This is a genomic window from Cobetia sp. Ld8 (genome assembly GCF_045066615.1).
Lineage (GTDB): Bacteria > Pseudomonadota > Gammaproteobacteria > Pseudomonadales > Halomonadaceae > Cobetia > Cobetia amphilecti.
Window position 1 is genome coordinate 530449 of the sequence record NZ_JBISHF010000006.1, and the last position, 14474, is coordinate 544922.

Genomic DNA, 14474 nt, shown 5'->3' on the forward strand with positions numbered 1-14474 from the left:
CTCGATCGTCAGTCGTCGGGCAGGATGAGGCGATCGGCATCCACCACGATCAGCGGGTCCGGGGTGCCGATCATCTTCTTGTCCTTGCCGGGGTAGTCGAGCTGACTGAGTACATGGCGCAGCGCGCCGATACGGGCCCGGCGCTTGTCGTCGGAGCGGATCAGCGTCCAGGGCGCATGATCGCTGTGCGTGCGCGCGAACATCGCCTCGGCGGCATCGGTGTACTCATCCCATTTCTTCTGCGCCACGGCGTCCATCGGTGACAGCTTCCAGTGGGTCAGCGGGTCGGCGGCGCGCTTGGCGAAGCGGATCGATTGCTCCTCGCGGGAGACCGAGAAGTACAGCTTGACCAGGTGCAGGCCATCCTCGACCCACAGGCGCTCCTGCTGGGGCACCTGCACCAGAAAGCGTTCGACTTCCTCCGGCGTGGCGAAGCCCATCACCGCCTCGACCCCCGCGCGGTTGTACCAGCTGCGATCGAACAGCACGATTTCCCCACTGGTGGGGAAGCGCGAGACATAGCGCTGGAAATACCACTGACCCTTTTCCGTCTCGTTGGGCTTGTCGAGGGCGACGATGCGCGCGAAACGCGGATTGAGATACTCCATGAAGCGCTTGATGGTGCCGCCCTTGCCGGCGGCGTCACGCCCCTCGAACACGATGGCCAGACGCCCGCCACTGTCACGCAGCCAATGCTGCACCTTGAGCAGCTCGATCTGCAGCGCGCGCTTCTCGGCCTCATAGACCTTGCGCTTGAGTCGCTCGTCGTAGGGGTAGGCGTCACTGGAGACCGGCCCCAGCGTCATGCGCGGGGCATCGCCAGTGGCGTGCTTCTTGCTGGCCTTGCCCTTGGCGTCCTTGCTCTTGGCATCCTTGGCCTTCGAATGCGCCTTGCCGGCATCCGCCTTCCTGTTGTTGGATTTACTCATGGCAGTACTCCCTGTGAGGATGGGGCCTGGCCCCGACGACCGACGACCCGGGCTGATGATGTCAGCGCTGCAAGGCCTCATGGCCCAGATGGCCTGCCTGACAGGCACTGATCAGGCAGGCGCGGATTGTCATCTCGCGGCAAGGTAGGCGCATGCAAGCTGTCGTGACATGCGCCGCGCCTGATATTGATCACTCCGCTGACGCCGCGTGTTGCGCCAGTGGTGCGAGTGTCGGCCAGATGGTGTCGAGCAGCTGAGGTTGCGCCTTGGCGGTGGGGTGAATGCGGTCCTGCTGCATCAGCTTCTCGCTGGCCGGGGCCGTGGCGATGCCTTCGAGGATGAAGGGCACCAGCGGCACGGAATATTCGTCGGCCAGATCCCGATAGACCTGACGGAAGGCATCGGTGTAGGCCGGGCCGTAATTGGGGGGAATCTCGATGCCGAGCAGCACGGGCTGGGCATCGGCGTCCTCCACGGCCTCGATCATGCTGGCCAGATTGGCCTGCATGCGGGCGGGGGGCAGGCCACGCAGGCCGTCGTTGCCGCCCAGTTCGATCATCACCAGTGAAGGGTCGTGTCGCGCGAGCAGGGCCGGCAGACGGTTGAGGCCGCCTTCGGTCGTGTCGCCGCTGATGCTGGCATTGATGACCTCAGGCGCATCGCTGCCCAGGTTGTCCTCGAGGCGCTCGTCGAGCAGCGCGACCCAGCCCTGGCTGCTGTCGATGCCGTAGCCGGCCGAGATGGAGTCACCGACCACCAGCCACGGGGCCGGCGCATCGGCCAGCGCCACCTGAGGCGTCAGCACGGCCACGAGGCTCAGTGCCGTACTGGCGAGGGCATTGCGCAGCCGCTTGAGTCCCGGCGTGCCGGGGGCTTTGCCACCGCTCGCCAGGCTCTGGGTGTCACGGCGATTCACTAGCCATTTCTGCATTCATCATCTCCATCATCTGCACACTATTCATACCCGTTTCGGGGTCTGGAGTTCGTGCCCACCCCGTTCTCTACCATAAGCGAGCAGACACGATGTCACATAACGCCTCCATTAACGACGCGACGCATGCGTCGGATCAAACCTCGTCAGACGCGCAGGCCAGCGCAACGCCTGCGGCGGTGCTGGAAGTGAGCGGGCTGGCGCAGCGGGTGACCAGTGGCGAAGGGCGCCTGACCATCCTCGAGGACCTGGAGCTTGCCGTGCAGGCCGGGGAGAGCGTCGCCATCATCGGGGCCAGTGGTTCCGGCAAGTCGACGTTGCTGGGCCTGCTGGCGGGGCTGGACAGCCCGAGCGAGGGTGATATTCGCCTGTTCGGAAGTTCGCTTGCAGGGCTTGATGAGGATGGCCGTGCGGCGCTGCGCGCGGGACAGGTCGGCTTCGTGTTCCAGAACTTCCAGCTGCTGCCGACGCTGACGGCGCTGGAGAACGTGCTGATGCCGCTGGAGCTGGCCCCGCAGGGCGATATCGAGGCGCAGGCGCGTGACTGGCTGACGCGGGTCGGGCTGGGAGAGCGACTCGATCACCTGCCGCGTCATCTGTCCGGCGGCGAGCAGCAGCGCGTGGCCATCGCGCGTGCCTTCGTCGCGGGGCCGGGACTGGTGTTCGCCGATGAGCCGACCGGCAATCTGGATACCGCCACCGGCGAGCGCATCGCGGAGCTGCTGTTCACCCTCAACCGCGAGCGGGGCACCACGCTGATTCTGGTCACCCATGATCTGACGCTGGCCAGGCGTTGTGATCGCTGCCTGAATCTCGAGGCCGGCAAGCTGGTGGAGTGGAAGGATGAGGCGAGTGCGCCGGCCGTGGCGACGCCACAAGGAGGCGACGATGTCTGAGCCCCGGGTGTCTGACCGCGCGGCGACATCTTCCGCCAACGCGCAGCGCCCGCGTGGGGCGCGCCTGCCGCTGGCGCTGCGTGGCCTGCTGCGTGACCTGCGCGCCAGTGATGTGCGCGCGCTCTTTCTGGCGCTGATGCTGGCGGTCGCCGCGACCACCATGATCGGCTTCTTCCTGGATCGTCTCGACCGTGGACTCAATCGCCAGGCGAGCCAGCTGCTCGGCGGAGACCTGGTGCTGGAGTCCAGCAACCCGCTCGACCCGCGCTTCGCCGAGGCCTTCCGCGCAGCGGGGCTTGAGATGTCGCCGCAGCTGGGCATGGTCTCGATGGCCTCGCACGACGACAGCTTCGTGCTCTCGAGTCTCAAGGCGGTGTCGCCGGGCTATCCGCTTGCCGGCCGGGTGGAACTGGAGTCGGATGCCTCGGGTGAGGAGGCTCAGGCGTCAGGCACCAGTTCACGCTCGGAGATCCCGCCGCCGGGCGAGGCGTGGATCGTGCCGCGCCTGGCCATGGCGCTGTCGGCCGAGGTCGGCGATACCCTGACGGTCGGACGCAAGCAGCTGACCATCAGTGGCCTGATCACGCGTGAGCCTGATCAGCAGGGCGGCTTTTCCGAGTTCAGTCCGCGCCTGATGTTCAACATGGAAGATCTCGACGCCACCGGTCTGATCCAGCCCGGCTCGCGGATGGAATATCGCCTGCTGGCGGCGGGCGATCCGGCGGCGGTGCAGCAGGCACGCGACGCCATCGCGCCGCTGCTGGCGAGTGCCGACAACGCCGAGGTACGCCTCAAGGACGTGCGCGAAGACCGCCCGCGTCTGGGGCGCTCACTGGAGCGTGCCGACAAGTACCTGAGTCTGGCCGGGCTGGTGGCGGTACTGCTGGCCGGGGTCGCGGTGGCGATGTCGACGCGCCGCTATGTGGAGCGTCATCTGGATAGCGCCGCGCTGTGGCGCTGCTTCGGTGCCTCTCAGCGTCAGTTGTCACGGCTGTTCGCGGCCCAGCTTGGCTGGTTGGCCCTGTTGGCGAGTACCGGGGGTGCGGTGCTGGGCCTGCTGGGACAGATGGGGCTGGTGGCGCTGCTGGAGCGCTTCCTGCCACTGGAGCTGCCTGCACCGGGGCCGCTGCCGCTGGCATTGGGAATCCTGACGGCGCTGGCGGTGCTGGTCGGTTTCGCCGGCCCGATGCTGCTGCGCCTGCGTCAGGTCAGCGCGCTCAAGGTGCTGCGGCGTGAACTGGCCCCGCTGCCTGCCTCGGCGTGGGTAGTGGTGGCGATCGCCAGTCTGGTGTTCGGCGCCCTGATGTGGCTCTACTCGGGTGACCTCATGCTGGCGGCCGGCCTGCTGGTCGGTGGCATCATCGCGCTGGGTCTGCTGATGGTGGTGGGGCAGCTGCTGCTGTCGCTGATGCTCAAGGTAGTGGCACGCATGCGCGGTCAGGGCGGCTGGAGCCGGCCGATTCGCCTCGCCGGCGGCATGCTGGCCAGGCGACGCGGTGCCAGCCTCGGTCAGCTGGTCGCCTTTGCCGTGACCTTCGCGGCGATGGCGTTGATCGCGCTGGTACGCGGTGACCTGATCACCCGCTGGCAGGCGCAGATTCCGACCAATGCGCCCAATCACTTCGCGATCAATATCCAGCCTGGAGAGCAGCAGGCCTTCGGCGAGCAGCTGACCGCGATGGTGGATGAGCAGGCCGGCGACAGCCAGAGCGAGCTCTACCCGATGGTGCGTGGACGCATCACGGCGCTCAAGGGCGAATCCCTGCTGGGACGCACCCAGCAGCGCCTGCAGGCAGCCCAGTCGGATCAGCCGGCGGCAGGCGGCATGCAGGAAGGACGCAGCGACGAGGGGGATGGCGAGCAGCAGGGCGTCCCGCAGCGTGAGCTGAACCTGACCTGGCATCGTGATCTGCCGGACCACAACCGCCTGTCGGCGGGTGAGTGGACGCCGATCAGTGACTTCGCCGATGCAGACAGCGAGGCGCGCAGCCGCCTCGCCGCCACGCGGGGTGTGCCGGTGTCGATGGAGGAGGAGCTAGCCGAGCGCATGGGGCTGGTCATCGGTGACAGCCTGTCGTTCACCATCGGCAGCGAGACCGTCAAGGCGCAGGTGGTCAATCTGCGCCATGTCGACTGGGACAGCTTCCTGCCCAACTTCTACGTCATCTTCCCGCCCGGCGCGCTCGAAAGCTTCGCCCACAGCTACATGACGGCGTTTCATCTCGAGGACGAGCGCAAGCTGGCGCCGCTGGTGCGCGACTACCCCAGCGTGTCGTTGATCAATATCGACGCCATCCTGACCCGCGTGCAGGAGCTGATCGCCCAGGTGTCGCGTGCGGTGGAGCTGATTCTGGGGCTGGTGCTGCTGGCGGGGGCCAGCGTGCTCTACGCGGCGCTGGTGGCCAGTCGCCCGGCACGTGAGCACGAAGGCGCGCTGTACAAGGTGTTCGGCGCAGGCCAGGGACTGCTGGCACGCCTGCAGGCCGCTGAGTTCGTGCTGCTCGGCCTGCTCAGTGGGCTGCTGGCGGCGATGCTCGCCGAAGGCGCGGCGGTCGGACTCTATTCCGGCTGGCTGGGGCTGCCGGTGGTGCTGCATCCGTGGCTGTGGGTGCTGCTGCCGCTGGCGGGTGGCGTGTTGATCGGCGGGCTGGGCTTCTGGCTGTCGAGAGAAGTGAGGCGCCAGCCGCCTATGGCGGGGCTGCGCGCCCTGCAGTGAGCGCCATCAGGCCTCGTCATCGCAGTGCCGGATGATGACGCCTGACGACGTCAACCTGCGGCCTCATGATCGCTGTCTCGGTCATGGGGCCGTCTTGCGTTAACAATGATGCTGATTCATGTGAATCGGACCGCTGGCTGAGGTATCATGCTGGTCCTGATCTTACCCCCAGATGGCGAGCCGGCCGCGCCGGAATTCGCTGTCGTCATCACCCTTCAGGCGAGGACACCCGATGTTCACCCGTGACATGCAGATTGCCGGTTTTGATGATGCGCTCCTGAGCGCCATGGACGACGAAGTCGTTCGCCAGGAAGCTCACATCGAGCTGATCGCCTCCGAGAACTACGCCAGCCCCCGCGTCATCCAGGCGCAAGGCTCCCAGCTGACCAACAAGTACGCGGAAGGCTACCCGGGCAAGCGTTACTACGGCGGTTGCGAGTTCGTCGACAAGGTCGAGCAGCTGGCCATCGATCGTGCCTGCGAACTGTTCGGTGCTACCTACGCCAACGTTCAGCCGCACGCCGGTTCCCAGGCCAACAGTGCCGTCTTCCAGGCGCTGGTCTCGCCGGGCGACACCATTCTGGGCATGAGCCTGGACGCGGGGGGTCACCTGACTCACGGTGCACGTCCGAACTTCTCCGGCAAGCACTACAACGCCGTGCAGTACGGTCTGGGCGAGAACGGCCTGATCGACTACGCCGAAGTCGCGCGTCTGGCGCGTGAGCACAAGCCGAAGATGATCATCGCCGGCTTCTCCGCTTACTCCCAGATCATCGACTGGGCCGAGTTCCGCAAGATCGCCGACGAAGTGGGTGCCTACCTGCTGGTCGACATGGCCCACGTGGCCGGTCTGGTCGCCGCTGGCGTCTACCCGAGCCCGCTGCCCCACGCCCACGTCGTCACCACCACCACGCACAAGACCCTGCGCGGTCCGCGTGGCGGCCTGATCCTGTCCGCCGAAGGCAATGCCGACATCGAGAAGAAGCTGAACTCCGCTGTCTTCCCGGGCGGCCAGGGCGGCCCGCTGATGCACGTCATCGCGGCCAAGGCGGTCTGCTTCAAGGAAGCGATGGACCCGGCCTTCACCACTTACCAGAAGCAAGTGGTCAAGAACGCCAAGGCGATGGCTTCCGTGTTCCTGGAGCGCGGCTTCGAAGTCGTCTCCGGCGGCACCGAAGACCACCTGTTCCTGCTGTCTCTGGTCAAGCAGGGCCTGACCGGCAAGGACGCTGACGCTGCGCTGGGCCGTGCCCACATCACCGTCAACAAGAACGCCGTACCGGGTGACCCGCAGTCGCCGTTCGTCACCTCCGGTCTGCGTATCGGTACCCCGGCCGTCACCACGCGTGGCTTCCAGGAGCAGGAGTGTCTGGAACTGGCCGGCTGGATCTGCGATATCCTCGATGCGATGGTCGCCGGCGATTCCGCCGCTGCCGAAGCCGAGGTGCAGGCCAAGGTCTCCGCCGTCTGTGCACGTCTGCCGGTCTACGCCTGAGGCGTGACGAGGTGCCACCCCGGCTGGCCCTCACCGCAGCAGTGCTGACAGTGGCGTAACGCTGTCATGCACCAGACAAGAAACGCCTGCCGCGCAAGCGGCAGGCGTTTTTTTGTGCCCGCACCACGGCCAGCCGAGGCCGAGTGGTGTGATGCACAGCGGGGTGGGAGAGTGGTCAACCAGCGCTCAGAAAGATCAGCCTGTGCCTGGGAGCGGACGCGCTACGCTATTCTCGATGCCGGACACACTCTGCTCATCTTCGTGCAAGGAGGCTTTCATGGCCGTCATGCAGCACCATGCCTTTCTGATCCTGGTCGAGAACAGCGGCAATACCTCACTGAGCAGTCAGGGCAGCGGCGAGGTCCGCATTTCCGTCGCCACGCTGGGGACGCTGCGAGCGGCCGAGCGGCTGGTCAGTGAGCTGGTCGCCCAGGGCGTCAGCCAGATCGAGCTGTCGGCTAGCTTCGGCGCGGCAGGCGAGGCAGCGCTGAGAACGGTGGTCGCGGACAGCGGTGCCGAGCGTACGGTGTCGATCGGCCGCGTGCGATTCACGGCCTGACGCCAGCACACGGGGAAATTGCCAGTACCTGAATAGTCCTTGCGCAACATGGAGTTGCGTAAAGGTGTGACCAAAGTCGGGTCTCACCCTTGGTCTAGGGTGTCTTGTTGGCATGTCTGACATGGGCTATTCCTTGACGGACAAGAGCGCGCCGCGATGCATCCCGTGAAGGATGTGCGCGAGCAACAAATGACGCGCCACGCCATCAAGGAACGTTCGATCATGACCACGCCTCCCACGAGTGCCGCTGGCGGCAGCCCGCGCACCAATGCCTCTTCTGGAACGTCTGCCTCAGCTGGCGACACCGCGACCGCGCGTGTCGATGTCGCCGAATGGCTGGCGCAGGCCATCTTCGAGAATCGCTACCCGCCGGGCAGCCTGATTCCTCGTGAGCTGGACCTGTGCGATCAGCACGCCCAGAGCCGCGCCACCGTGCGCACCGCGATCCAGAGCCTGGTCAATGCCGGGATTCTCACCCGCACCACCGGCCAGGGCACCCGCGTCAATCCGCTCAGCGAGTGGCATCTGCTCGATCCGCGCGTGACCGGCTGGATGACGCGCTACGCGATGCCGCATCCGCAGCTGGCACGGGACATCTACGCCTTCCGTATCTCCATCGAACCCTTCGTCGCCGCCCTGGCGGCCACCGAGGCCACCGCCCAGGACCTGTCCGCCATCGAGCAGGCCTACGACGGCATGGCCGCTGCGGTGCATGGCGGCAGCGCCATGGAGGAGTTCGACCGCGCCGATATCGCCTTCCACGACGCCATCTTCGCCGCGACCCACAACGTCATCTGGGCGCAGCTTGGCCATGTGCTCAAGCCGTCGATCAGCTTGCTGGTGGCGACTTCCAATCACAATGCCTCGGAGCTGGGTGACAGCCTCGGCCGCCATCGCGCGGTGATGGAGGCGATTCGTCTGCGCCAGCCCGATGCCGCCCACGCCGCGACCCTGCATGTGCTGGACCGCACCGGCCAGGACCTCGGGCTTGCCATGCCTGCGGCCTCTGAAGGTAGCCATCCCGCCGGGCGCGCCCAGGAACCGCTGGAGCTGCTGCGCCGCTTCGGCCAGCTGCCCAGCCTGTCTGCACCGCTATCAAGCGAGTGAACGGCACCTCGCGGCGTTTCGCCACGCCGGGAAGTGCCTGCACGTCTTCCACTGACCCTAGAACGTCATAACAACAAGCCAGGAGTTTCACCATGCCGCGTTCCACTATCTCGCCGCTCACCACTACCTCGCCGCTCACCACTGTCGCTCCCGCCCGTGTCACGCTCAAGGCGCTGGCCCTGTCCACCGCCGTGGCCGCCACGCTGATCGCCACACCGAGCTGGGCCGCCGAGTACGAATGGACCTTCCAGACCTCCGAGACGGCCGGGGAGCCGCAGTTCGAGGTCAAGAAGGCCTGGGCCGACAGCATCAAGACCATGTCGGATGGCCGCATCGCCATCGAGATCCTGCCGGTCAATGCCGTGGTGCAGGCCAATCAGACGCTGGACGCCGTCAGCGCCGGCATCCTGCAGGGCCACCTGACCGATCCGTCCTACTTCTCGGGCCAGAATCCGGCCTTCGGCATGCTGGGCAACCTGGTGGGTGCCTGGGGTGACCCGCTGGAATATCTCGAGTACATGCAGCACGGCGGCGGTGAGGAGCTCTACAACGAGCTGGTCGAGCCCTACGGCGTGCACCTGATCGGCGCGGGCGCCACCGGGCTTGAGTCCTTCGTCTCCAAGAAGCCGGTGCGCACCGTCGATGACCTCAAGGGCCTCAAGGTGCGTGCCCCGGAAGGCATGGTCTACAACATCTTCCAGAAGGCCGGCGCGGCGCCCGTCAACCTGCCGGGCTCCGAGGTCTACACCGGCCTGGAGAAGGGCGTGATCGACGCGGCGGATTACACCGTCTTCGCCACCAATGATGACCAGGGCCTGCACAGCTTCGCCAAGTACCCGTCCTACCCGGGCTTCCACTCGTTGCCGATGGTGGCGGTGTCGATGAACAAGGGCATCTGGGACGGCCTGCCGGCGGACCTCAAGGCGATCATGGAGACCGCCACCGACGCGATGGCCTACGACATGGTCTTCACCCTCAAGGCGCGTGACATCAAGGCGGTGAGCGCGGCGCGCGCCAATCCGGATATCGAGGTGATCGACATGGCGCCGGAGGAGCGCGCCAAGTTCCGTCGCATCGCGCAGCAGGAGTGGAAGGTGTGGGCCGAGAAGAATGAGCTGACCGGCAAGGTCTACGAGTCCGTGGTCAGCTTCCTGACCGACCGCAACCTGATGTGAGCCCGCTGGCGCGCGGGGTGGGCGCCAGCCGCCGTGTGGCAAGAGGCAGCTAGCCACGCTTTTGGCGACACGATCGCAGAACGATAACGACGCGGGAGATCAAGGTCGGCGTGCTCACTGGGCGCGCCGATTCTCCTTGAGGCAGCGAGTCAGCAAGGAATTCGATATGGCAGAACATGATGTGGCGTCGCCGGGGCTACCCGAGGCGTCGGATGACCACGACCCGAATCTGGGCACGCGGACACCGCTGGACCGCCTGGTGGGCAAGGGCACGCGCGCCGCGGCGTGGCTGGTGTTGCTGGCGATGGCGATCAGCGTATTCGAAGTGGTGATGCGCTACGGCCTCGATTCGCCGACCTCCTGGGTGCATGAGACGGTGATCTTTTTGGTCGCGACCAGCTTCGCGCTGGGCGGTCCGGCGGCACTGGCCAACAATCGCCATATTCGCGTGCGTGTGCTCTACGACCTGGTCGGCACGCGCTTTCGCTACGTGCTGGACTGCTTCAATGACGTGATGACGTTCGTCTTCTGTCTGGCGATGAGCTATGCGGGCTGGGTGATGTTCTGGCGTGCCTCGCACAGTCCGCTGGGCGAGTGGCAGCTGGAGCGTTCCGGCACCTCATGGAATCCGCCGTTTCCGGCGCTGACCAAGGGTGTGATCCTGTTCGCGCTGGCGGTGATGACCCTGCAGGCGCTGTGGCATCTCTACCAGACCTTCTTCTCGCCCCGTCCGCCCGAGGGCGGCAGTGAGGGAAGTGGCGCATCCGACGCCACTTCCGATGCCGCTCCCGACGCTACAGCTGACCACAAGGAGCCGCGCTGATGGATATCGCAACAGCTACGATGCTGCTGGTCGGCGGCATCTTCGCGCTGCTGGTCACCGGCCTGCCGCTGGCCTTCGTCACCGGCCTGGTCGCGCTGGCCTACACCTTCGGCTGGTTCGGCCCGATGGCGCTGCCATTGGTCACCAGTCGTGTCTATGGCTTCGTCACCGAGTATTCGCTGGTGGCGGTGCCGATGTTCGTGTTGATGGCCTCGCTGCTCGATCGCTCAGGCATCGCCAAGGACCTGTTCAATGCCATGCGCGTGATGGCAGGGCGACTGCCCGGCGGCGTGGCGATCCAGACCATCGTGGTGGCGTTCTTCCTCGCCGCGATGTCCGGCATCATCGGCGGCGAGATCGTGCTGCTGGGGATTCTGGCGCTGCCGCAGATGCTCAGGCTCGGCTATGACAAGCACATCGCCATCGGCGTGGTGTGTGCCGGCGGCTCGCTGGGCACCATGATGCCGCCCTCCATCGTGCTGATCATCTATGGCCTGATCGCCAACCAGTCGATCGCGGACCTGTTCACTGCGGCGATCACCCCGGCCATCGTGCTGATGGCAAGCTACATCATCTACGTGCTGATCCGCTGTCTGCGCAACCCTTCGCTGGGGCCAGTGATGCCCGAGGAGGAGCGCCGCGCCAGCTTCCAGAGCAAGCGTGAGCTGCTCAAGGCCATCGGTGTGCCGGCGGTCATCGCGGGGCTGGTGCTGGGCTCCATCTACGGTGGCGTGGCCTCGGTGACCGAAGCCGCGGCGATGGGCAGCTTCGGCGTGCTGGTGGCGGTGATGCTGCGCGGCGAGTTCTCCATCACCCTGATGCAGCGTGCGCTGTCCCAGACCATGAACACCTGCGGCATGATCATCTGGATCGGTATCGGCGCGGCGGCGCTGGTCGGGGTCTACAACCTGATGGGCGGCAACCGCTTCGTGTCGAGCATGATTCTCGGCCTGGATATCCCGCCGCTGGCGATCATCATGGTGATGATGGCGATCCTGCTGCTGCTGGGGCTGTTCCTCGACTGGATCGGCATCGCGATGCTGACCCTGCCGATCTTCGTGCCGATCATCGTGCAGCTCGGCTACGACCCGGTATGGTTCGGTGTGCTGTTCGCGGTCAACATGCAGGTGTCCTTCCTGTCGCCACCCTTCGGGCCTGCCGCCTTCTATCTGAAAGGCGTGGCACCGGAAGGCATCAGTCTCAAGGATATCTTCGTCTCGCTGCTGCCGTTCATCGCCATCCAGCTGTGCGTGCTGGCGATGTTGCTACTGTGGCCGCAACTGTCGCTGTGGCTGGTCTAGGCTCTACAGACGTTACCCGCTTGCCCAAGACTCGACGCCCTCGCAGATGCGAGGGCGTCGTCGTTGGTGACGAAAGATTTGCGCCGTCGTGTGGCGAGGCATCATGCAAGGCAGTCTTTGTGCTCTTTTATGGTGCAAATGAGCGGACGCACAAACACGGTCACGGTGAGAGGGGTCAGGCTGTCATGGCAGCTGCACCATCTTGGCACATTCCCTGCAATGCTCTTGCAATACCTGTCCGGTGCCACGAGATCCTGTCGAGGTGACCCCTGACACGCTGCAGCACTTCACGAGGAGAGTTCACATGTCAGAGACTCAAGCACCGCTGTTGTTGCTGACCGATCTGGATGGCTCGCTGCTGGATCACCACGATTACTCGCCGGGCCCGGCGCGCAGCTGGCTGACCCGCCTGCGCGCGCGCGGTGCCTGGATCGTCCCCAACACCTCCAAGACGGCGGCCGAACTGGCGCCGCTGATGGACTCGCTGGGCTTGGCGGGCCAGCCGTGGATCGCCGAGAACGGCGGCGTGGTGGCGTTGCCGGCCGATTGGCTGAGCGCCTACCCGCTGGAAGAGGCCAGCGCCCCGGATGCACACGGCCTGTGTCGTATCGCGGTGGCGATGCCCCGCGACAGGATTCTCGCGGTGCTGGAGGAGCTGAGCGGGGAGTTCGCCTTCGAGGGCTTCGCCTCGATGTCGGTGGCGAGAATCAGTGAGCTGACGGGGCTGGGGGAGGGCGACGCGGCCCTGGCGGGACAGCGTGATGCCAGTGAACCGCTGGTGTGGCGCGACGCGCCGGAGCGTCTTGAGGACTTTCGCACGCGTCTGGCCAGTCATGGCCTCAAGCTGACACGTGGTGGGCGCTTCCACCATGTGACCGGGGACAGCGACAAGGGCGTGGCAGCGCGCTATCTGATCGCCCGCTACCGGCTCTGCGAGAGGGTACGCCCCTGGACGCTGGGCTTCGGCGATGGCGCCAATGACCTGCCGCTGCTGGCCGCCGTCGACAACGCTGTGCTGATCCCCGGCGTCGGTGATACCTCTCAACGTGATCGGGAGCTTGCCGATTATCCGCAACTGGCGGATGAACGCCGCTGTTTTCGCGCCAATCTCCCCGGACCGCAGGGATGGGTCGAGGGATTGCGTCACTGGCTGGCCAATGGCCAGCCGGAAGAATGGACATCCAGAGGTCTGGGCGCCTGACGCCTGCCTGATGCGTGTCTTCGGCATGACAAGGAGCTGACATGAGCGATTTCTACCAGAATGGCATCATCACCAACTTCCATAACCTGACCGATCGTCCGGTGGAAGATCTCGAAGCGGACCTGATGCGCTTCTCCCGCAAGCGGCCGATGAGCCTGATTCTGCCGTCGCTGTATTCCGAGCTGGAAGGCCCTGCGCTCAAGAATATCGTCGATGAACTGGCCCAGGTGCCGTATCTCAGCGAGATCGTGATCGGGCTGGACCGCGCCGACCGTGACCAGTTCGAGCATGCCAAGGAGTTCTTCTCACATCTGCCGCAGCATCACCGCATCCTGTGGAACGACGGCCCGCGTCTGCGGGCGCTGGATGAGGAGCTGACCGAGCATGGCCTGGCGCCGATGGAGGCCGGCAAGGGGCGCAATGTCTGGTACTGCTCCGGTTACGTGCAGTCCTCGGGCATCGCCGAGGCGGTGGCGCTGCATGACTGCGATATCGTCACCTATGACCGCGGTCTGCTGGCGCGCCTGATCTACCCGGTGGCCCATCCGCAGTTCAACTACGAGTTCTGCAAGGGCTACTACTCGCGTATCGCCCAGGGCAAGCTGAACGGCCGCGTGGCGCGCCTGATGGTCACGCCGCTGATCCGCGCACTCAAGAAGGTCTATGGCCCGCTGCCGTACCTGGATTATCTCGACAGCTATCGTTATCCGCTGTCCGGCGAGTTCTCGATGCGCACCGACGTGCTGGCGGATATCCGCATTCCCAGCGACTGGGGGCTGGAGATCGGCGTGCTGTCAGAGGTCCATCGCAACTATTCCACCAAGCGCCTGTGTCAGGTGGATATCGCTGATGCCTATGATCACAAGCATCAGCCGCTGTCCGAGGAAGATGCACTGGGCGGCTTGAATCGCATGAGTCTGGACATCGCCAAGGCCATGTATCGCAAACTGGCCACGCTTGGCGTCGAGATCCACGGCGAGACCTTCCGTACCATCAAGGCGACCTATTACCGTATCGCGCTGGACCTGATCGAGACCTACTACAACGATGCCGTCATGAATGGCCTGACGGTGGATCGTCACAGTGAGGAAGCGGCGGTGGAGCTGTTCGCCTCCAACATCATGGATGCCGGCAGCGCCTTCCTCGACAATCCGCGCGACAAGCCCTTCATTCCGAGCTGGAACCGGGTGCAGTCAGCCGTGCCGGACCTGCTCGAGCGCATGCACGAAGCGGTGGAGCTGGACAACCAGTAACGCTCGCGGCGGGAAACAGCAAGACCAACGACAACGGGGCTGCCACTGGCAGCCCCGTTGTCGTTGGCAGGAGGAGAAAAAGAGGGCG

The 14474-nt window shown here is 65.4% G+C and carries 12 protein-coding genes; 10 read left to right on the forward strand and 2 right to left on the reverse strand.

The window, feature by feature from the left end:
• Positions 1-8: 8 nt before the first annotated feature.
• Positions 9-929: a polyphosphate kinase 2 gene (gene ppk2, locus ACJJV2_RS03975; RefSeq protein ID WP_279839886.1), complete on the reverse strand. Its 921-nt coding sequence runs from the start codon at positions 927-929 to the stop codon at positions 9-11.
• Positions 930-1119: 190 nt separating this feature from the next.
• Positions 1120-1860, reverse strand: a complete 741-nt coding sequence (locus tag ACJJV2_RS03980; RefSeq protein WP_405278437.1) for an arylesterase — start codon at positions 1858-1860, stop codon at positions 1120-1122.
• Between the two features lie 92 nt (positions 1861-1952).
• Here ACJJV2_RS03980 and ACJJV2_RS03985 point away from each other — a divergent pair, with 92 nt between their 5' ends.
• The 10 genes from ACJJV2_RS03985 to ACJJV2_RS04030 all read left to right on the forward strand — a co-directional run bounded on the left by ACJJV2_RS03985 (position 1953) and on the right by ACJJV2_RS04030 (position 14386).
• Positions 1953-2756, forward strand: coding sequence for an ABC transporter ATP-binding protein (locus ACJJV2_RS03985; protein ID WP_405278438.1), 804 nt, complete (start codon positions 1953-1955; stop codon positions 2754-2756).
• Positions 2749-5472 carry an ABC transporter permease gene (locus ACJJV2_RS03990; RefSeq protein WP_405278439.1) on the forward strand — a complete coding sequence of 908 codons (2724 nt, stop codon included), beginning with the start codon at positions 2749-2751 and terminating at the stop codon, positions 5470-5472. Before ACJJV2_RS03985 ends, ACJJV2_RS03990 begins: the two co-directional genes overlap by 8 nt.
• A 232-nt stretch (positions 5473-5704) precedes the next feature.
• Positions 5705-6967 (forward strand): serine hydroxymethyltransferase, encoded by a 1263-nt coding sequence (gene glyA, locus ACJJV2_RS03995; protein ID WP_054555546.1) that lies wholly within the window; start codon positions 5705-5707, stop codon positions 6965-6967.
• 277 nt (positions 6968-7244) lie between these two features.
• Positions 7245-7526, forward strand: a complete 282-nt coding sequence (locus ACJJV2_RS04000; RefSeq protein WP_153636358.1) for a DUF6506 family protein — start codon at positions 7245-7247, stop codon at positions 7524-7526.
• Between the two features lie 222 nt (positions 7527-7748).
• On the forward strand, positions 7749-8633 hold the full coding sequence (locus ACJJV2_RS04005; protein ID WP_405278442.1) for a FadR/GntR family transcriptional regulator: 885 nt from the start codon (positions 7749-7751) through the stop codon (positions 8631-8633).
• 92 nt (positions 8634-8725) lie between these two features.
• Positions 8726-9808 carry a TRAP transporter substrate-binding protein gene (locus ACJJV2_RS04010; protein ID WP_405278444.1) on the forward strand — a complete coding sequence of 361 codons (1083 nt, stop codon included), beginning with the start codon at positions 8726-8728 and terminating at the stop codon, positions 9806-9808.
• Positions 9809-9974: 166 nt separating this feature from the next.
• Positions 9975-10631 (forward strand): TRAP transporter small permease subunit, encoded by a 657-nt coding sequence (locus ACJJV2_RS04015; protein ID WP_153636355.1) that lies wholly within the window; start codon positions 9975-9977, stop codon positions 10629-10631.
• Complete coding sequence (locus ACJJV2_RS04020) at positions 10631-11932, forward strand: TRAP transporter large permease subunit (protein WP_043331381.1); 1302 nt, start codon at positions 10631-10633, stop codon at positions 11930-11932. The genes ACJJV2_RS04015 and ACJJV2_RS04020 overlap by 1 nt, the downstream gene beginning before the upstream one ends.
• Before the next feature lie 304 nt (positions 11933-12236).
• Positions 12237-13133 carry an HAD-IIB family hydrolase gene (locus ACJJV2_RS04025; RefSeq protein WP_348471454.1) on the forward strand — a complete coding sequence of 299 codons (897 nt, stop codon included), beginning with the start codon at positions 12237-12239 and terminating at the stop codon, positions 13131-13133.
• A gap of 41 nt (positions 13134-13174) precedes the next feature.
• Positions 13175-14386, forward strand: a complete 1212-nt coding sequence (locus tag ACJJV2_RS04030) for a glycosyl transferase (RefSeq protein ID WP_405278448.1) — start codon at positions 13175-13177, stop codon at positions 14384-14386.
• The last annotated feature ends 88 nt before the right edge of the window (positions 14387-14474 follow it).

What these genes read in the sequence shown, in the direction of transcription:
- ppk2 (WP_279839886.1), bottom strand. Translation starts at nt 929, where the DNA reads ATGAGTAAATCCAACAACAGGAAGGCGGATGCCGGCAAGGCGCATTCG.
- ACJJV2_RS03980 (WP_405278437.1), bottom strand. Translation starts at nt 1,860, where the DNA reads ATGCAGAAATGGCTAGTGAATCGCCGTGACACCCAGAGCCTGGCGAGC.
- ACJJV2_RS03985 (WP_405278438.1), top strand. Translation starts at nt 1,953, where the DNA reads ATGTCACATAACGCCTCCATTAACGACGCGACGCATGCGTCGGATCAA.
- ACJJV2_RS03990 (WP_405278439.1), top strand. Translation starts at nt 2,749, where the DNA reads ATGTCTGAGCCCCGGGTGTCTGACCGCGCGGCGACATCTTCCGCCAAC.
- glyA (WP_054555546.1), top strand. Translation starts at nt 5,705, where the DNA reads ATGTTCACCCGTGACATGCAGATTGCCGGTTTTGATGATGCGCTCCTG.
- ACJJV2_RS04000 (WP_153636358.1), top strand. Translation starts at nt 7,245, where the DNA reads ATGGCCGTCATGCAGCACCATGCCTTTCTGATCCTGGTCGAGAACAGC.
- ACJJV2_RS04005 (WP_405278442.1), top strand. Translation starts at nt 7,749, where the DNA reads ATGACCACGCCTCCCACGAGTGCCGCTGGCGGCAGCCCGCGCACCAAT.
- ACJJV2_RS04010 (WP_405278444.1), top strand. Translation starts at nt 8,726, where the DNA reads ATGCCGCGTTCCACTATCTCGCCGCTCACCACTACCTCGCCGCTCACC.
- ACJJV2_RS04015 (WP_153636355.1), top strand. Translation starts at nt 9,975, where the DNA reads ATGGCAGAACATGATGTGGCGTCGCCGGGGCTACCCGAGGCGTCGGAT.
- ACJJV2_RS04020 (WP_043331381.1), top strand. Translation starts at nt 10,631, where the DNA reads ATGGATATCGCAACAGCTACGATGCTGCTGGTCGGCGGCATCTTCGCG.
- ACJJV2_RS04025 (WP_348471454.1), top strand. Translation starts at nt 12,237, where the DNA reads ATGTCAGAGACTCAAGCACCGCTGTTGTTGCTGACCGATCTGGATGGC.
- ACJJV2_RS04030 (WP_405278448.1), top strand. Translation starts at nt 13,175, where the DNA reads ATGAGCGATTTCTACCAGAATGGCATCATCACCAACTTCCATAACCTG.